This window comes from Lascolabacillus massiliensis, assembly GCF_001282625.1.
GTDB classification, from domain to species: Bacteria; Bacteroidota; Bacteroidia; order Bacteroidales; family Dysgonomonadaceae; genus Proteiniphilum; species Proteiniphilum massiliensis.
In genome coordinates this window covers 154992-174086 of the sequence record NZ_CTEJ01000002.1, presented here as the reverse complement: position 1 = coordinate 174086, position 19095 = coordinate 154992, and the positions used below count along the sequence as shown (strand labels likewise).

At 35.2% G+C, this 19095-nt stretch carries 18 protein-coding genes, 2 tRNA genes and 1 pseudogene; 10 read left to right on the top strand and 11 right to left on the bottom strand.

What is annotated here, in order from left to right:
• Positions 1–28: 28 nt before the first annotated feature.
• A complete protein-coding gene (gene coaBC / locus BN1354_RS05500) occupies positions 29–1258 on the bottom strand; it encodes a bifunctional phosphopantothenoylcysteine decarboxylase/phosphopantothenate--cysteine ligase CoaBC (RefSeq protein WP_045089384.1) in 1230 nt (409 codons plus the stop codon).
• Positions 1259–1478: 220 nt separating this feature from the next.
• Here coaBC and BN1354_RS05495 point away from each other — a divergent pair.
• From BN1354_RS05495 to rpmA, 7 genes and pseudogenes are all read left to right on the top strand, one after another.
• Positions 1479–1772: pseudogene (locus BN1354_RS05495) on the top strand (PadR family transcriptional regulator); the annotation flags it as partial.
• 171 nt (positions 1773–1943) lie between these two features.
• A complete protein-coding gene (locus BN1354_RS05490) occupies positions 1944–3803 on the top strand; it encodes a PspC domain-containing protein (RefSeq protein WP_053826481.1) in 1860 nt (619 codons plus the stop codon).
• A gap of 187 nt (positions 3804–3990) precedes the next feature.
• Positions 3991–4074: transfer RNA gene (locus BN1354_RS05485), tRNA-Leu, on the top strand.
• Positions 4075–4083: 9 nt separating this feature from the next.
• A tRNA-Leu gene (locus tag BN1354_RS05480) sits at positions 4084–4167 on the top strand.
• A 22-nt stretch (positions 4168–4189) separates the two neighbouring features.
• Positions 4190–5692, top strand: a complete 1503-nt coding sequence (locus BN1354_RS05475; protein ID WP_045089386.1) for a bifunctional ADP-dependent NAD(P)H-hydrate dehydratase/NAD(P)H-hydrate epimerase — start codon at positions 4190–4192, stop codon at positions 5690–5692.
• Positions 5693–5809: 117 nt separating this feature from the next.
• Positions 5810–6121 carry a 50S ribosomal protein L21 gene (rplU, locus tag BN1354_RS05470; protein WP_045089387.1) on the top strand — a complete coding sequence of 104 codons (312 nt, stop codon included), beginning with the start codon at positions 5810–5812 and terminating at the stop codon, positions 6119–6121.
• 20 nt (positions 6122–6141) lie between these two features.
• On the top strand, positions 6142–6411 hold the full coding sequence (gene rpmA, locus BN1354_RS05465) for a 50S ribosomal protein L27 (RefSeq protein ID WP_045089388.1): 270 nt from the start codon (positions 6142–6144) through the stop codon (positions 6409–6411).
• 166 nt (positions 6412–6577) lie between these two features.
• Here rpmA and hisIE read toward each other — a convergent pair whose 3' ends face one another.
• The 8 genes from hisIE to hisG all read right to left on the bottom strand — a co-directional run bounded on the left by hisIE (position 6578) and on the right by hisG (position 13649).
• Positions 6578–7171 (bottom strand): bifunctional phosphoribosyl-AMP cyclohydrolase/phosphoribosyl-ATP diphosphatase HisIE, encoded by a 594-nt coding sequence (gene hisIE / locus BN1354_RS05460; protein ID WP_045089389.1) that lies wholly within the window; start codon positions 7169–7171, stop codon positions 6578–6580.
• On the bottom strand, positions 7168–7923 hold the full coding sequence (hisF, locus tag BN1354_RS05455) for an imidazole glycerol phosphate synthase subunit HisF (protein ID WP_045089390.1): 756 nt from the start codon (positions 7921–7923) through the stop codon (positions 7168–7170). The genes hisIE and hisF overlap by 4 nt, the downstream gene beginning before the upstream one ends.
• 65 nt (positions 7924–7988) lie before the next feature.
• Positions 7989–8708 carry a 1-(5-phosphoribosyl)-5-[(5-phosphoribosylamino)methylideneamino]imidazole-4-carboxamide isomerase gene (gene hisA / locus BN1354_RS05450; protein WP_045089391.1) on the bottom strand — a complete coding sequence of 240 codons (720 nt, stop codon included), beginning with the start codon at positions 8706–8708 and terminating at the stop codon, positions 7989–7991.
• 7 nt (positions 8709–8715) lie between these two features.
• A complete protein-coding gene (gene hisH, locus BN1354_RS05445; RefSeq protein WP_045089392.1) occupies positions 8716–9294 on the bottom strand; it encodes an imidazole glycerol phosphate synthase subunit HisH in 579 nt (192 codons plus the stop codon).
• Between the two features lie 33 nt (positions 9295–9327).
• Complete coding sequence (gene hisB, locus BN1354_RS05440; protein ID WP_045089393.1) at positions 9328–10416, bottom strand: bifunctional histidinol-phosphatase/imidazoleglycerol-phosphate dehydratase HisB; 1089 nt, start codon at positions 10414–10416, stop codon at positions 9328–9330.
• An 18-nt stretch (positions 10417–10434) separates the two neighbouring features.
• Positions 10435–11457, bottom strand: coding sequence for a histidinol-phosphate transaminase (gene hisC / locus BN1354_RS05435; protein ID WP_053826480.1), 1023 nt, complete (start codon positions 11455–11457; stop codon positions 10435–10437).
• Positions 11444–12769 (bottom strand): histidinol dehydrogenase, encoded by a 1326-nt coding sequence (hisD, locus tag BN1354_RS05430; protein ID WP_045089395.1) that lies wholly within the window; start codon positions 12767–12769, stop codon positions 11444–11446. Before hisD ends, hisC begins: the two co-directional genes overlap by 14 nt.
• A gap of 22 nt (positions 12770–12791) precedes the next feature.
• Positions 12792–13649: an ATP phosphoribosyltransferase gene (hisG, locus tag BN1354_RS05425; RefSeq protein WP_045089396.1), complete on the bottom strand. Its 858-nt coding sequence runs from the start codon at positions 13647–13649 to the stop codon at positions 12792–12794.
• Between the two features lie 365 nt (positions 13650–14014).
• Between hisG and BN1354_RS05420 the strand changes: the two genes are divergently transcribed.
• Both BN1354_RS05420 and BN1354_RS05415 read left to right on the top strand, forming a co-directional pair.
• On the top strand, positions 14015–16090 hold the full coding sequence (locus BN1354_RS05420) for a putative porin (protein ID WP_052673118.1): 2076 nt from the start codon (positions 14015–14017) through the stop codon (positions 16088–16090).
• Between the two features lie 102 nt (positions 16091–16192).
• Positions 16193–16948 carry a transporter substrate-binding domain-containing protein gene (locus tag BN1354_RS05415; protein ID WP_231623080.1) on the top strand — a complete coding sequence of 252 codons (756 nt, stop codon included), beginning with the start codon at positions 16193–16195 and terminating at the stop codon, positions 16946–16948.
• A 55-nt stretch (positions 16949–17003) separates the two neighbouring features.
• Here BN1354_RS05415 and BN1354_RS05410 read toward each other — a convergent pair whose 3' ends face one another.
• Positions 17004–17441, bottom strand: coding sequence for a hypothetical protein (locus BN1354_RS05410; protein WP_053826479.1), 438 nt, complete (start codon positions 17439–17441; stop codon positions 17004–17006).
• A 296-nt stretch (positions 17442–17737) separates the two neighbouring features.
• Here BN1354_RS05410 and BN1354_RS05405 point away from each other — a divergent pair, with 296 nt between their 5' ends.
• Positions 17738–18151 (top strand): hypothetical protein, encoded by a 414-nt coding sequence (locus tag BN1354_RS05405; protein ID WP_053826478.1) that lies wholly within the window; start codon positions 17738–17740, stop codon positions 18149–18151.
• A gap of 5 nt (positions 18152–18156) precedes the next feature.
• Here the strand turns inward: BN1354_RS05405 and BN1354_RS05400 are convergent, their stop codons facing one another.
• The gene (locus tag BN1354_RS05400) at positions 18157–19095 is read right to left on the bottom strand and encodes a DUF368 domain-containing protein (RefSeq protein ID WP_231623079.1); all 939 of its coding nucleotides are present in this window, start codon (positions 19093–19095) and stop codon (positions 18157–18159) included.

Here is a 19095-nt window from a genome sequence, read left to right as displayed (position 1 = left end):
TTGAACTAAAGTACAAAAAATAAAAGACTTATTTATGAAAATTTGAGAATAAAACAGTGTTAATAATATCAACTGCAACCTCTTTCTTAGATTTTAATCCGAATGCCACCTTTTCACCTTTTCGGGAAATTATTGTCACCTTATTTGTATCCTTTCCAAAACCAGCTCCCTCATCCTGCAAAGAGTTGAGTACTATATAGTCGAAATTCTTCTTCTCCAGCTTTTTTATAGCATTAGCCTCTTCATCATTGGTTTCCAATGCAAAACCGATAAGAAGTTGGTCAGACCTTTTAATTTTCCCAAGTGAGGCGGCAATATCCGGATTAGGAGTAAGATCAATTGTAATTTTCTCACTCTCTTTTCTCTTAATCTTTTTGTCTTTTGAATGAGATGGCTTGTAGTCGGCAACAGCAGCAGATAAAATAGCTATATCCATCTGAGGAAATATATTCATAGATTCTTGGAACATCTCCTCAGCCGATTCTACATTAATAGTTTTGATATTTTTATTTGTTGCTGTGAGATTAACAGGTCCGGTAATAAGAGTTACCTCGGCACCTCGTGAGGCACACTCTTCCGCTATGGCATAACCCATTTTGCCTGAAGAGAAATTGCCTATAAATCTGACAGGGTCAATACGCTCATAAGTGGGTCCCGCTGTTATCAGAATTTTTTTTTTATTTAAATCGTCTGCTTTAGAAGTTACACTATCTGAACTGAAAAATTTATCCAGTATTGCAACAATATTCTCAGGTTCCTCCATTCTGCCTTTACCTTCGAGATGACTGGCAAGCTCTCCTATACCAGGCTCAATTATATGCACACCATCATCAATAAGTCTCTGAATATTTCGTTGAGTAGATACATGCTTAAACATATCCAGGTCCATTGCCGGAGCAGCAAATACAGGTGCTTTCATTGAGAGGTAAGTAGTTATCAGCATATTATCAGCAATTCCATTAGCCATTTTACCCAGTGTAGAAGCTGTGGCAGGTGCAATAATCATCAAATCAGCCCATAAGCCCAGGTCAACATGACTGTGCCACGTACCATCACCGGTAGCAAAGAACTCGCTAATCACAGCTCTTCCTGATAAAGCTGATAAAGTAACAGGAGTGATAAATTCTTTTCCTGCTGGCGTGATTACAATCTGCACTTCAGCACCTTGCTTTACAAGTAATCTGGTAAGTACTGCTGATTTATAGGCTGCAATACTGCCTGTTATACCTAAAACTATATGTTTTCCTTTTAGCGACATAACTTCTAAATTAGTATTACAAATATAGATTAAATATTTTGCTGCAACAAATAAAGTGTTAGAATAGCTAAATAATAATTGTTTTTAATATCTTTGTTGCTAAATAACGTTAAATTAGTAAAATCATTTGGTACTTTGTATTGCATAATACCTTGCTTAAAGTATATTTGTATAAAAAAAAATCGGGCACAGGTATATTTTAAGATAAATAAATAAGATCATGAATATAGAGAATACACAAAGTCAAATGCGAAAGGGAGTTTTGGAGTATTGTATTCTTTCAATAATAAAAAGAGGAGAAGCTTACCCGGGAGATATCATTGAGGAGATGAAAAATGCCGGTCTACAACTTCTGGAGGGAACGCTTTATCCATTACTCAACAGGCTTAAGAATGCCGAAGTATTAAGCTATCAATGGGTAGAAAGTACATCTGGCCCCCCAAGAAAATATTTTAGTCTGACCGAAAAAGGGTGTGCTTTTTACTCGCTCCTTGAGACTACATGGAATGAGCTTGCTACAGGAGTAGAGACATTGACTCGTCAGAAATCTGATGACATATGTGCTGATTTAGAGGCTTCATCAGAAGCAGATGAAGAGGAAAAGAGTGAAGATAGGGTAGAGAGTGTAACTGATAATAATGGCGACGAATAAATCCGAATACTTGCAAAAAATATATTTAATCGTATGAAAAAGGTAATCAATATTAATTTCCAGGGACAAGTTATTGCAATTGAAGAAACTGCTTACGAAATATTGAAGCAATATATCGAAAGCCTGAAAAAGTATTTTTCCCAAGAGGATGGTGGTGATGAAATTGTTAACGACATTGAGAACCGTATTGCTGAGTTATTCGGAAATAGGTTGAAATTAGGAATCAATTGTATTACTGATGATGACGTTGAATCAATAATTAACAGTATTGGTAGACCTGAAGATTTTGATACTGAGTATAAAGTAGATTCAGAATCTGAATCTAAGAAAATAGATGAAGAGGTTTCAGAAGAATCTGAACTTAAGTCTGAAGAAGAACCACGAACTCTTAACAGAAACTCAAAAGATCAAATCATTGGTGGTGTATGTAGTGGAGTTGCACATTATTTTAAAATTGATCCAACATGGATTAGACTGTTGTTTGTGATTTTCTTCGGGATTTTATTCTGGGTATATATAATTCTTTGGATTGTACTTAAAGCTAAACCGCTTGAATCTAATGTGACTAAGAGACTTTACAGAAATCCAAATGATAAGTATATAGCAGGTATTTGTGGTGGTATAGCAGCTTATTTTAAGATTGAGTCATGGATACCCCGTCTGATTTTTATATTGCCTCTTTTTATAAATATATTTGGAATCATATCATTTTTTCCACTGAGTCACCTTTTTAAGGATGTTGATTTTAACTGGAATATAAATGGCAGTGTATTATTGTTATATTTAGTGCTTTGGGCTATTGTGCCTGAGGCTAAGACAGTGAAACAGAAGCTCGAGATGATGGGCGAAGATGACTATATAAAAAATATCAGAAACAGGGTTAATGATAATGTTGCAAGCACTAAATCCAAAAATGCAGCTGATAATACTGGTTCTGAGAACAGTTTCAAGAACAATAATACACAAATGCCTCCTGAACCTCCGAAAAGTGAGAGGAAATATTCAGATTCGGCTAGTTCAGAAAGATCTGGATGTATGAATGTCTTTATGGTTCTCTTAAAAATAGTGTTTTTTACATTTGCCGGAATATTTGCACTGACACTACTTGCAGTTTTTGGAGGTCTGTTTTTTGCAGGCACACAGCTAATATCGCTTAAGTCGCTTTTTATTGATCCGGGATATGAAAATAACCTTCTGATAGCTTCTTTAATAGCTCTTACAGTTGTACCTATTATTTCAATTATAATATGGATTATACGCCGTGTTATGAAAGCTAAATCACGCCCGTTTATTGGTGTTGTTGTCTCAATATTGTGGTTCTCGGGTCTTGTTATGTCAGGTATACTTGCATCTGAAGTGGCTGATAAATTCAAAGCACAAGCTTCTGATGAAGAGACTTTGGTCTTGAATCCTACCACTTCTGGAAAATTATATATAGAGATGGAGCCATATCGTAATGATTATGCAGAATATAGATTCGGTTTTGGATATAATCCTGGAATAGATGAACTTCCATATAAAAATGTAAACGAAGATTCATTACTCTTTAACTCCATAAATCTGCAGATAAGACAAAGCACTGATTCACTTTTTCATGTGAGGAAGATTGCAGCATCATACGGAAATGATCTACGTCAGGCAAAGAGCGATGCTGAGCAATTCAGCTATAATATTGTTCAAAAAGATTCAGTCATATTATTGCCGGAGTTTTTCTCTGTACCAGCTGAACAAGGGTATCGCAAACAGAGTATTACAGTAGAAATTGCAGTACCTGCAGGTAAGTCGGTTGAGGTGAGCGATGTGTTGGAAGAGTACAGGGAAAATGAACCTCCTGCTGTTGCAAGAAAAAGGATAAGAAGCTATAGAAGTTCTTATACACCAGTTACTTTATAAGATTCATTATTTTTATTATACATTCATTATAACATTCATTGTGGACGAAGAGAGCTGTCTGTGAAAGATAGCTCTCTTTTTTTTAAATAAAATCCTGAAAATGTTGGTAACAGTTTGAAAAATCCTCTATCTTTGCATCCGCAAAATAGAATATTAATTAAAACGTTCTTTTAATTGTAAATTTGACGCCCGGATGGCGGAATTGGCAGACGCGCTAGTTTCAGGGACTAGTGTTGGCAACAACGTGCAGGTTCGACCCCTGTTCCGGGCACCTTATCAAGCGCAGGTGGTGAAATTGGTATACACGCTACTTTGAGGGGGTAGTGCCGGTTACGGCGTGTGAGTTCGAGTCTCATCCTGCGCACTCTTCATGGTAAGATCTATCTATGAAAATACTCACTTCACAACAGATTCGGTATGTAGATGCCGAGACCATCAAAAGAGAAGCTATTTCTTCGCTTGAGTTAATGAAGCGGGCTTCTACTGCATTCTACAACTGGTTCATCGAGAAATATTCTAATAAAAGCACTTCTGTACTTATTTTTTCCGGAGTAGGGAATAATGGTGGAGATGGGTTGTTTATTGCCCGTTTACTACATAAATCGGGTTACAGTGTAAAGGTGTGTATTGTTGAGTATAAGAATCAATATAGCGAAGATTGTGCTCATAATTTCCGCCGTGCTAAAGCAGAGAATATTTCAATAATTAAAATTTATAATGAAGATCAAATACCAGATATATGTAAATATGATGTGGTTATTGATGGGATTTTCGGGACCGGACTTTCGAGAGATGTCACCGGAATTGCTGAATCTGTAATTGGGAAAATAAATGAGAGTGGCGCAAAAGTTATCAGTATAGATGTGCCTAGCGGTCTCTTTCTTGAAAGAAAAACAACTTTTGCTGTTAAAGCCACAGAAACAGTAACATTTCAAATACCAAAGCTGGCTCTGTTTTTACCGGAAAATAACTTGTTTACTGGTAATGTTACTATAATTGATATTGGATTGAATGAACAAGCAATTTCCGAATCTGATAGTAATATTTACTTTACTGAGAAAAGTGAGATATCGAAACTTATTAAGCCCCTGAATTTATTTGCACATAAAGGTACTGTAGGTCATGCTCTCATAGTGGGTGGAAGTCTTGGAAAGTGTGGTTCAGTTTGTTTAGCTTCGAGGGCTGCTTTGAAAACAGGGTGTGGATTAGTTACCGCGTATATGCCAAAGTGTGGTGTACAGGTTATTCAGATCAATTTTCCCGAAGCGATGGCAATAGAGGATAGAGGTGAAAGATATATCTCCAATATTGATTTCGAAATTAAGCCTGATGCAATTGGTATTGGAGTGGGAATGGGACAAAATGAAGAGACAAAAAAAGCACTCCACGATTTTTTAATTAATAATAAAGTACCATTGGTTATAGATGCAGATGGAATAAATATTCTTTCCTCGAACCACAATTGGATAGAACTACTGAAACCTGATACTATATTAACTCCACATCCGGGTGAACTTTCAAGATTGGTTGGTGGATGGAGCGACGACTATGATAAAATTCAGAAAACAAGGTTATTCGCACAAAAGTATAACTTGATAATTGTTGTGAAAGGTGCATATACTTTAATCATAGATTCTGAAAATATTTATATGAACAGTACAGGTACTCCTGCACTTGCAACAGCCGGAAGCGGTGATGTTTTAACCGGAATTATAACAAGTCTGCTTGCTCAGGGATATAATCCTATTGATTCCGCAAAAGTAGGGGTTTACATTCATGGTATGACTGCAGATTTTACAACCAAATCAATTAATCCCAGATCATTTGTTGCTTCCGATATAATTGAAAATATTGGAAATGCATATAATAATCTCGAAAAAATCAGATGATTAGTTTGTGATTTACAATTAAATTATCTAATTTTGCACCTCATTTTGCCAATAGGCTCTATAAGAAGTCGCACTAAGTGGCTCGCCTCAGGCATATAACGTCAAGTTATTTTATATATGTACGTAATAGTAGATATTCAGGGTCAACAATTTAAAGTTGAACAAAATCAAAGATTATTCGTCCACAGAATAAATGCTGAGCAAGGTAGCGAAGTGGAGTTTGAAAAGGTGATGCTCATTGATAAAGATGGTGAAGTCACAGTTGGAACTCCAGTAGTGGATGGAGCAAAAGTAGTTTTAGAAGTTCTTTCTCACGTAAAAGGTGACAAAGTACTCGTTTTCAAAAAGAAAAGAAGAAAAGGTTACAGGAAACTAAACGGACATCGTCAACAGTTTTCAGAAGTGAGAGTTAAAGAAATTATTGCTTAATCAGTTAAAATCAGAAGAAAATGGCACATAAAAAAGGAGTTGGTAGCTCGAAGAACGGCCGCGAATCGGAAAGTAAACGATTGGGCGTTAAATTGTATGGTGGAGAAATAGCTAAAGCAGGAAATATTCTTGTTCGTCAACGTGGTACTTCTCATCACCCGGGTGAAAATGTAGGTATTGGAAAAGATCACACACTGTTTGCTTTAGTAGACGGAGTTGTGGTATTTCGCAAGAGAAAAAATAATCGCTCGTACGTATCAGTACAGCCTATGGTAGAAGCAGAAGCTTAATATGTTTCTGACCTTGTCCAGTTAAACGAAACTAGGACCATAATATAATATTTTTTAGTTGATAATTAAAAGGGTGATTTCACTATGTGATATCACCCTTTTTTTACATTATCTTCCTGGCGTACAGATTTATCAAACTAGCTTTTATCCAAAAGCTAAAGTTTGACTATTTGTGCCTATCGGATAAAACCTCTTCGATATCTTCCAGACGCAGATTCTTTGTTTTAAGTAATATCAGGAAGTGGTACATTAAATCAGCTGCTTCATTTTTAAACAATTCAAGATTATCATCCTTTGATTCAATAACTAACTCTACAGCTTCTTCACCAACCTTCTGTGCTACTTTATTAATTCCTTTACTGAATAGTTGTGCCGTATATGACCCTTCTGTATTATCTGTGATTCTTTGCTCTATAACTTTCTCTAGTTCGTATAAAAAACCTCTTGAAGTAGTTTTATCACCATCAAAACATGAGGTTTTACCTGTGTGACAAGTAGGTCCGATTGGTTTTGCCTTTATAAGAATTGTATCATTATCACAATCTGTCCTAATATCTTCAACCATAAGGTAATTACCAGAAGTTTCACCTTTTGTCCATAGTCTACCTTTGCTTCTGCTGAAAAAGGTCACCTTACCTTCTGTCTCTGTTTTTTCTAACGCTTCTTTATTCATATAGCCCAGCATTAGGACCTGTAATGTATTGGTATGTTGTACAATAACTGGTACCAGACCATCACTCTTTTCAAAGTCTATTTTCATCGTATTTCTATATTTTGTTCTTTTAAATATTTCTTTAATTCAGGTATGGGGATTTCTCCAAAATGGAATACAGATGCACCTAATGCTGCACTGGCCTTGGTTTTCTTAAAGACTTCTGCAAAATGCTCTTTAGTGCCTGCTCCACCTGAAGCAATTACAGGAATGTTTACAGCTTCACAAACTTTACCGGTTATCTCTATGTCGAATCCGGCTTTAGTTCCATCGTAATTCATTGAAGTCAATAGTATTTCACCTGCACCCATTCTTTCTCCCTCTTTTGCCCATGTGGTTGTTAATAAAGGGGTAGGGGTTCTGCCTCCATGAACATAAACCTTCCACTCACCATTATCTTCTTTTTTAGTATCTATGGCTAGAACCACGCATTGACTACCAAACTGATCGGCAATTTCTGTTATAAGTTGTGGTCTTTCTACTGCGGAGGAGTTGATACTTACTTTATCGGCACCTGCTTTTATTATTAGCCTGGCATCTTCTACTGATCTTATTCCACCACCCACAGTAAATGGTATATTAATCTCACGTGCAACCTTTTCAACAAGTTCTGTAAGTGTTTTCCTATTTTCTACTGTTGCTGTTATATCCAGGAAAACAAGTTCATCAGCTCCTTCAGATACATAACGTTTAGAAAGTTCAACTGCATCACCTGCATCGCGAAGTCCAACAAAATTAACTCCTTTTACTGTGCGACCATTTTTGATGTCTAAGCAGGGTATTATTCTCTTTTTTAGCATTATATTTTTATTAATTTGACTACTTTATAATCCTTTTGCCAACAATAAAAATGTTGGTGGTTTTCTTAATCTGGATTAAAATCTCTGAGTTCATTCATACTGATGTTGCCTTCATATATAGCTTTACCTATTATTGCCCCTTCACAGCCTATCTGTTGAAGTAAATGTATGTCGGCAATAGATGTTACACCTCCGCTCGCAATTAATGAAATATGGCTCTTTGAAAGTATTTCTCTGTACAACTCCACAGAAGGGCCTTGTAACATACCATCCTTTGATATATCTGTGCAAATCACCATTTCAATACCTTTTTTCTGGTAATCGGTAATAAAGTCTACTACATCGACTTGTGATTCTTTCTGCCATCCGTGGGTTGCTATTTTCCTGTTGTAGCTGTCGGCTCCCAGAATAATTTTATCGGCTCCATATTTTGACAGCCATTCAGTGAACAGTTCAGGATTAATTATGGCTATACTGCCTCCTGTAATTTGTTTTGCGCCATTTTCAAATGCTATCCTTACATCATTATCGGATTTGATGCCTCCTCCAAAATCAATACTCAACGATGTTTTAGAGGCAATTTCATTTAATATATGATGATTTACAATATGATTTGATTTGGCTCCATCAAGATCTACAAGGTGAAGAAATTTAATGCCGTTAGCTTCGAACTCTTTAGCAACCTCCAGCGGATTCTCGTTGTATGTTTTTTGTGTGCTGTAGTCTCCTTTTGTTAATCTGACACACTTTCCGTCAATAATATCAATAGCAGGTATAATTCTCATCTTAACATTATAATTCAAGAAAATTCTTTAAAATAAGTTCACCCACATCTCCCGATTTTTCAGGATGAAACTGGGTGGCATAGAAATTATCTTTTCTCATTGCTGCACTAAAAGGTAAAATATAATTACAGGTTGCAATAGTTTGTTCACAAATTCCTGCATAGTAACTGTGAAGAAAATAAACAGCATCATCTTTATTTAATCCTTTAAATAGCGGTTCTGTGTTTATTGAGATGTTGTTCCAACCCATGTGAGGAACGATATCATCTGCAGGGAATTTTTTTACTGAAGTTTCGAAAATCTTAAGACATTCTGTATCTCCCTCTTCTGAGTACTGACACAGTAGCTGAAGTCCTAAACATATACCGAGTGTTGGTTGAAGTAAAGATTTAATACAGCCACTTAATCCGTTATTAGTTAGATGGTTCATCGCAGATTTAGCTTCTCCAACACCTGGGAATATCACTTTGTTTGCATTCTGAATTTTATTTATATCATCAGTGATTACACAATCAAAACCAAGTCTCTCAACAGCATTTTTTACTGAAGCAATATTACCTGCATTGTATTTAATAATTGCAACCATTACGTTTGTATGTTATTAACTGTATTAAAACAATTATAATGTTCCTTTAGTGCTGGGTATGCCTGTACCTTCACCTTTTTTGACAGCCATCTTAATAGCTCGTGCAAAGGCTTTAAATATAGCTTCTATTTTATGGTGCTCATTTACGCCCTCCGCCTTGATGTTAAGATTGCATTTAGCATTGTCGCTGAAAGATTTAAAAAAGTGCATGAACATTTCAGTAGGCATGTCACCAATATATTCTCGCTTGAAATCAACTTCCCACATCAACCAGGGTCGGCCTCCAAAATCTATCGCAACCTGTGCCAGGCAATCGTCCATTGGCAACATAAAACCATACCTCTCAACTCCTTTCTTTTTTCCAAGTGCTTGAAGGAAAGCGTCACCTAATGCAATTCCCACATCTTCTATTGTATGATGTTCATCTATATGCAGATCTCCTTTTACGATTATTGACAGATCTGCATTTGCATGACGGGCAATCTGTTCGAGCATATGATCAAAAAAGCCTAAGCCTGTTGAGATTTCACTTTTACCTTTACCATCAATATTTATTTTAATTGAGATATCGGTCTCGGATGTCTTTCGTGTAACACTTCCTATTCTAGGCTGAGATTTTAAAAAACGGTAGATTTCTTCCCATTCTGTTGTTGTAAGTGTAGCTTTTTCACTTAAAGTGCTACTTATTAAAATGGATTTACAGCCCATATTATCAGCTAGTTGAACATCTGTTAGTCTGTCTCCAATGACATATGAATTTTCTAAATCATAATCTCCTTTAAGATAGTGGGTAAGCATAGCCGTACCTGGTTTCCTTGTAGGTAGATTATCTTCCGGGAAAGATCTGTCTAACAGAATATCACTAAATCTAACACCCTCATTTTCGAATGTTTTCAAAATCATATTCTGTACTGGCCAAAATGTCTCTTCAGGAAAAGATGATGTGCCCAGACCATCCTGATTGCTTACCATTACTAGCTCATAATCTAGTTCACCTGCAATGCGTGACAGATATTGAAATACACCTGGATAAAACTCTAATTTCTCAAAGCTATCAATTTGTTCATCTTCTGGTTCAATAATAAGAGTGCCGTCACGATCAATAAATAGTACTTTCTTCATATTTAATTTAATGATTTTTCAACCTTCGGTATAATTTTTGAGAGCTTCAATAAGAGCCTCATTCTCTTTTGGTGTGCCAACTGTTATACGAATACAACCTGAAATAACAGAATTTCTATTTCTTACAATTAGTTTATTTGATACAAGGTAATTGTATAACTTATCCGCATCGCTAACTTTTATGAGTATGAAGTTTGCATCTGTAGGAAAAACTTTCTTGATTACAGATATTTTAGTAAACTCTTTAAGAAGATTATCCCGTTGCTCTAATATAACTTTCAGACGCCTCTCGAACTTCTTTGGTTTTGACAAGGCTTTTAGTGCCACTTCCTGATTAAATCTACTTACGTTATATGGGGGTTTAGTTTTATCCATTAACTTAATAATATTTGAATCAGCATATGCAATACCAACACGTGCACTGGCTAATGCCCAGGCTTTGCTAAATGTCTGCATAATGATCAAATTGGGAAACTCAGAGAGACGACCAATAAAACTTGGCTTATCGCTGAAATCAATGTATGCTTCATCTACAATAATAATTCCATTAAACTCATTCATCAGTACTTCGATATTCTTTAAACTGTTTCCTGTGGGATTATTGGGGGAGCATAAAAAAAGACATTTTGCGTTTTGTGAGAGAATCTCATCAACATTTAATTCGAAATTACTGTCGAGTGGTATTTTAATAATATTTACGTTGTTTATATTAGCAGATACTTCGTACATACCATATGTTGGGGGACAAATGATTACACTATCTTTTTGCGGTTCACAGAAAATTCTGAAAACCAAATCAATGATCTCATCACTCCCATTTCCGATACAGATATTATCAACTGATATACCTTTTATTTTAGAAAGAGATTTCTTAAGAGTACGTTGGTGCGGATCTGGATATCTGTTTTTATTTCCAAACGGATTTTCATTGGCATCAAGGAATATACCTTCATCACCCCAGAATTCATCACGTGCACTTGAATAAGGTTTCAGTTCCCAGATATTTGAGCGCACCAATGAGCGTAAATCAAACTTCCTCATCACTATTTTCAATATTTGTTATAAGTTTTTCTGCTAATAATCCTTGACGAAGAGTCATTGCATTTTTGTGTGCATAAAGCTTCTCAGCTTCTGCCATAGTTTCTACAGCATTACCAATGCTTCTTATACCCTCTTCACTAATTTGCTGAAATGTTATTTTTTTAATAAAACTGTCAAGTGATACACCGCTAAATGATTTTGCAAAACCACTTGTTGGCAAAGTATGATTTGTTCCACTTGCATAATCACCAGCACTTTCACAACTCCAGTTTCCAAGAAATACAGAGCCGGCATTAATGACTTCACGACTGACCAAAGATGGGTTTTCTACAGCCAGAATAAGATGCTCGGGTGCATACAGGTTGCTGAATGCAATACAATCTTCAATATCTTTAAACAGGATTGCTTTGCTGTTTTTTAATGCTTGGATAGCAATATCCTGACGTGGCAATGCTACAAGGTGATTGTCAATCTCCTTGTTTACTTCTTTGATCACTTTCTTATTACAAGAAAGCAGGATAACTTGACTGTCTGGTCCGTGTTCTGCCTGCGAAAGAAGGTCTGCAGCCACAAATGAGGGGTTGCAAGTTTGATCAGCTATAATTAGTACTTCACTTGGACCTGCAGGCATATCTATTGCTACTCCGTAGTATTGTGAAGAGCGTTTAGCTGCCATGACATATTGATTACCGGGGCCAAATATCTTATAGACTTTAGGTACAGTTTCAGTACCGAATGTCATTGCTCCAATTGCCTGGATACCACCTAAAGCAAAGACTTTTGTTACACCTGCGAGTTTTGCAGTATAGAGAATTGCAGGATCAATCTTCCCCTCTTTATCAGGTGGAGTACACAGTACTATCTCACTACAGCCGGCAATCATGGCAGGTACTGCAAGCATTAAGACGGTAGAAAAGAGTGGGGCAGTACCACCAGGTACATATATTCCAACCCTCTCTATTGGTCGGGATTCCCGCCAGCAAACCACTCCAGGAGCGGTTTCTACCTTAACAGCCTCTTCAATTTGAGATCTGTGGAACACCTCTATATTTTTTCTTGCAAGTTCAATAGACTGTTTCAAACGCTCTGATACTAATTTAGCAGCTTCGTCAATTGTTTCACTACTGACTATAAAGGACTCCTGATCAGGAAAGTCGTATCTCCTGCTATATGAAAGTACAGCTTTATCTCCTTTCCTATGGATATCATAGAATACTTTATCAACCGTTTTCATAAGCTTTTGTTGCTTAATCATAGGTCTTTCGGAAAGTTTCTCCCATTTTGAGGGAGAGGGATTTGAAATAATCTTCATTTTAATAAATCTGAATTGTGGTCTATAATATCATTTTCTCAATAGGAATAACGAGTATACCTTCAGCTCCATGCCGTTTAAGTTCATCAATTATCTCCCAGAAATCATCGTCATTTATCACCGAGTGAACGCTGCTCCATCCTTCATCTGCTAATGGTAAAATACTTGGAGATCTCATACCGGGCAATATCCTTACAATATCTGGAATAACTTCATTAGGAGCATTCAATAAAACATATTTTTTCCCTTTACCGTTTTTATATGCTTTAATTCGAAATAACATCTCATCCAGGAGTTGTTTCTTTATCGGTGACAGGTTTTTATTGCTAATTAAGACTGCCTGACTTCTAACAACTGTTTCAACTTCTTTTAATCCATTCATGATTAAAGTACTGCCTGTACTCACAATATCAAAAATACCATCAGCCAGCCCAATACTGGTAGCGATTTCAACACTGCCTCCTAATGCTTCAATATCTACTTTAATTCCTTTGGCATCGAAGAATTTACTAAGAATTTTGGGATAACTTGTTGCTATACGTTTATTGTTAAAATAGTCAACTCCATTATAATCATCGTCTTTAGGTATGGCTAGAGATAGACGACATCCTCCAAATCCAAGTTGTTCAACAATCTGTACATTTTTATCCTGTTCCCATACTTCATTTTCACCTAATATTCCAATGTCAGCCACACCTTGTTCAACATACTGTGGAATATCATCATCCCTGAGAAAAAGAACTTCCATTGGAAAATTTGATGCTACTGTCTTCAATTTTCGATCTCCGTTTGTGACTTTTATTCCACACTCTTTAAGCAATTCAATTGAATTTTCACTGAGTCTGCCACTTTTCTGTATTGCTATTTTAATCTTTTCCACTTCTTTTAAATTAATGGTTCTGCTTATTAGCTAATTAACAAAAAACCCGCCTGAATTGATTCAGACGGGTGTATAAATATTTTCAATAGGGTTTGTACATATCTATTTCATCTCGCCTGAATGCAAGTTAGAAAATGATGATGATGCAGCCCTTTTACTTTCATTTTGATGTTTTATTTCCGCAAAGTTAATGTAATTATTTTATTAAGCGCATAAAAAGTGAGAATTTTTACAGAATTACTCTATTTCCTATTTTTAAATATAATACTTTATGACACCATAGACATACTAAATTTTATCAAAAACTTTAGAAAAACGAATCTGACTAACTAAGCTTCACGTTTTTTTATGTAAGTTTGCATCCGATGAAACAAAAGCTGTTAATATCTGTTTTTATTTGGTCTTTAAGTATAGTATTTCTATACTCTCAAGCCCGTATAATTATACCTGAATCTGCTGAAAGTCAGGTGATGGCTGATTCACTACAACCTCCACAGGAAACCCAGCTCCCTATTGGTCAAACTTCACAATTAAATCATCTCTTACACGACCATGGAGCTGAGGCAGACTCTTTGCAAAAACTTTCGAGAATGACAATCTGGACGATTGATGCTAGGACCGGTAGTCGTCTACCAGCAGAATCAGATACAATACTTCATAATTATCAGCATACAACTCTACCGGATGGTGAATCAGTAGCCATGGGTTTTTTAGGTCCATTAGGATCTCCCTCTTTTTCTAAAATATTCAATGATAGACAAGAAACAGAACATTTTGTTTTTAATAATGCATATTATCCATATATAAAAAGAGCAGAAGAACTTTTGTTTGTTAATACACGTGTCCCTTATTCAAAGCTCGATTATCATCGAAGCGGAAATAAGCAGACAAGAGAGGAGCGATTCGGTGCAAGACTAACATCTAATTTTGGAAAAAGTCTTAATCTGGGGCTAGATGTTGATTTAATAAATTCAAAAGGATTTTATAATTCGCAATCTGTTAAAAATAATAATTTCTCGTTATTTGGAAGTTATTTATCTGATAGATTCGAAGGACATGCATTTATGAATCTTGGAAAGATTAGTAATTTTGAAAACGGAGGTATTACAGATGAAACTTTTATCACTGATCCTGAATCAATACAACAAAGCTTTACTCCAAGAGACATACCCATTAAATTTACAAATACATGGAATACAGTTGGGAACAATCGTTATTTCATTTCCGGGAGATATAACCTGGGTTATAAAGATGCCCCTAAGGACAGTTTAACTCGCGTTTCAGGAGAGTTTATTCCTGTAGCCAGTTTGGGGTTCTCATCTCAATACACACAGCAATTTCGTCGTTTCTTATCTCATGATACAACATTTGTAAATGTAGATGGAATACAGATGCATAACATTGATCGTTTTTATGCAAACCGTTATTATAGTGAAGCTGTAGATGACAGCATTCATTACACATCTTTTAAAAATACAGTTTCTTTAAGTTTACGTGAGGGATTTAAAGAGTGGGTGAAATTTGGACTAACTGCCTTTTTGGAATATGACCTGAGGAATTATTCAATGAGAGATACTGTCGGGACTAATAGAACTCGGCATAGAGAAAACTCTGTTACTATCGGTGGAGTACTAAATAAACAACAGGGAGAGAATTTACTCTTCAATATCAGAGCTGATCTAGGTGTTCTTGGTGTTAACATTGGAGAATTCAGAGTACTGGGGGATATCGAGACAGGGTTTGATATAGCAGGTAAACGTGTAGGTTTGTCAGCTGAGGCATATATGAAAAATATTAGACCAAGATATCTGCAGAATAATTATTTCTCAAAATATTTCATGTGGAACAATGATTTTGGAGACACTCGAAGAGTCTATTTAGGAGGAAAACTATTTATTCCTTTTACTAATACCACATTTAGCGCGGGAGTGGAAAATCTTCAGAATTGGATATATTTTGACCAAAATAAAAACATAGCACAAGAAAGTGAAAATATTCAGATTCTTACAGCACGTATAGATCAGAATATAAAACTGGGAATATTCAACTGGGATAACCAAGTTGTTTATCAAACATCGAGTAATCAAAATGTTATACCATTGCCTACTTTCAGTATATATTCTAATATGTACTTAAGAACAAAAATAGTTAATGAACTGACGCTACAGTTTGGTGTAGACGCCCATTATCATACCAAATATTTTGTACAAGGTTATGAACCAGCTTTGCTTCAATTTTATAATCAGCAGGAAAAAGAGATAGGAAATTATCCGATTTCAACTGTATATATGAATATGCATTTGAAACAGACTCGATTCTTCGTGATGTTTTATAATGTTGCATCTAAAGTTATAAAACCTCAAGAGTACTTCTCTTTACCAGGCTATCCGGTAAACCCTTTTATCTTTAAAATGGGACTTTCAGTAAACTTACACAACTAATTTTTTCTGCAGTTGCATAAGTCAATTTACATACACATAAGAAAGCACATCCTAATCTATTTATTATTACTGTTATTACTTATTATTATAATTATAGTAACAGTGATAAGTAATAATACAGATAAGGAGAATAAAATCCGTGATTATAGTGAAATAATTGATTCGGGTGTATTGAATGTAGTCACAGACTATAATACTATTGGTTATTATATATCTGCTGATTCAGTTGCCGGTTTTCAGTATGAAATGCTGAAAGCAATTGAAAATGATTGGGATATAAAAGTTAATATTGTCCTTGAAAATAGTCTGGAAGACAACCTAAATGGGCTTAAACAGCAGAAATATGATCTTATTGCCCGCAATATTGCTGTTAACTCAGAACTTAGAGAATTGTTCTATTTTACAGAGCCCATCACATTAAATAAGCTTGTATTAATTCAACGCAAAGCAGAATATAATGATAGTATTGAACCTATCAGACAACATCTAGATCTTGCAAAAAAGAGCATATATGTTCCTGAAGATTCTCCCTCAATATTGAGACTCAACAATCTGGCACATGAAATTGGAGATACAATTTTCATAATTAAAGATTCAACATATGAGACAGAGCAACTTATCATGATGGTTGCCTCCGGTAATATTGATTTCACAGTGAGTGATGAAAGAACAGCCTTAAGACTCTCTGACGCATTCCCTGAGATAGATATTGAGACTGATATAAGTTTCACTCAATTAGAATCATGGGTAATTAGAAGAGAATCACCAGTTTTATTAGATAGCCTGAACAACTGGTTAATCAGATTTAAAGAGAGTAATAGCTTCAAGGATATTTACAAAAAGTACTATTTGAAATAAAAAAGCTGCTCTCAATTGTGCAGCTTTTTTTACTTTTTTTAATAAGTAATCATTTTCAACGTCTTCTTCCTGATTCACGTCTGAAAGTTCGATTCTCATCTCTATACTTTTTCCATTGATCTACTTTTTCTTTACCTATAATTTTCTCCAGTTCTGCTTCATTAGCTTTAATTGCCTGCTCTCTAAGTTCTTGCATTTCAGCTCTTCTTGCATCACGTTCTTTTTTCAAATTCTCTCTTTTAGCTCTTTGCTCTATTACTTGAGCCAATCTTTCCTTTTCATTTTTTTCAAGTAATGCTTTTACCTGAGCTTTTTCTGTTTCAGACAGTTTTAATTGTTCTGCCATAATCTCAGCTCGCTTTTCAGGAGTCCATCTGTTTTCAACTCTTTGACGCCTCTCAACTCTCTTAGTAGAATCATTATTGTTCTGAGCAAAAATATTACTGCTCAATATGAATATTCCCACAAATAGTATTAATGCAACTTTTTTCATATTACTTATATTTTAAAAATGATTAATTAAATAAATTCGAAACTATGACACCCATAAGTGATCAAATGTTTAATCAGGATAAATCCATTTAACTTGTTTTTAATGCCTTAAATAGCATATTTACAAATATATAAAGATAGAAACCTTTATTTGGTAGACAAAATCTCCTATTTCGTCTATAAAAAATCTGGGTTTGTCTATTATGACATTATTCAATTAATTTAACAGCTTTTCAGGAAATAATTATATCTTTGTTCTACTTGTCTCACTTATGTAATGAAAAATACTGAATAAAAGTGGATAAAAAATTTAAAGCACATAATGGAATAGAAAACCTATTTTGGACAGCACTTGCTATAGTATTATTGATAGCCATTGTTTTAAAACTTAATGATAGCTCAAATATTTGGGCAAATATTCTATATTTTACTTTCACTATCCTATTTATTTTATCAACTACGATAAAAGAGTATGTTATTACAGACCTCAATTTCATTGAGATTCGTTTTGTTTTGAGATTATTCTCAAAAAATAAAAGAATTCCAATTGGAGATATTTTAGGAATAAAGAAACAGAAAAAGAACCAGATCAGAATTGACCTGGTAAGAGGATTTGAAATCTTAAGAGTTAGTCCATCAGATATAGACGCAATGATTACTGAGCTTACTGATCGTAATCCCAGAATTAAAGTAATAAAAGAGGTTGAATAAACTACTTAAAAGATTTCCTCTCTTGGATACTTCTCCTCAACTTTACTAAACTGATATGAAAGCAGTGTTCCTAAAATGAAAAGTATCAGGCAAAAGAGTAAAGAACTACCAAAGCTTAATCCAGTTATAGTCAATTGCTCGGTAGTAAAAGCCGGAAACACAACAGTTGGGAATATTGCGAGAGATGAACCCACCACCATACCAAGAATAAAATGATACATTCCTGAGTAATACTTTTTGAAAAGCCATGCAGCTATTTTAGCGAATAACAATATGCAAATCACAAACCCTATAATTAATGGGATGATTACCATAAAATCAAAATCTTTTATTCCAGTTGCCATCTTATCATATAATCCAAAATAGATTAGAAAATTGGAAGGACTCATACCTGGAACAATCAAACCAAGTCCCATCAACAGACCAGAACCAAGCCATACCATAATATTGGGAGTCACCTCTGTCAATTGCTGTCCACCTGCCATCATAAGGGCGAATATGGCAATAGTAGAGATAATCAATATAAACAGATCCGAAGATTTTCTGCCCTGTTTACCTGCAGTTTTATATAGTGAAGGGAATGTACCTGCAACAAATCCAACAAAAAGGCAAACGAATTGTGCTGCATAAATACCGAATGCTTTTTCTACTACAATTGCAAAAAGTACTATTCCTATTGCAGCACCAATAGCAACAGGTAGAAAAAACATAACATTTTTCACAAATTTATTTCTAATATTGGCCAAGAACCTAATAAGCGGATCATATATACCAAAGATAACCGCTAATACACCCCCTGAGAGCCCCGGTAATATAAAACCAATGCCCACTAAAGCACCTTTTAAAAGCCGAATAAACCAGTCAGAGATAGGATTAATATGTTTTACTTCAGTACTATCTACTGATTTCATCTCAATTATCTCTTCGTTCTTTTGCTCAATCAT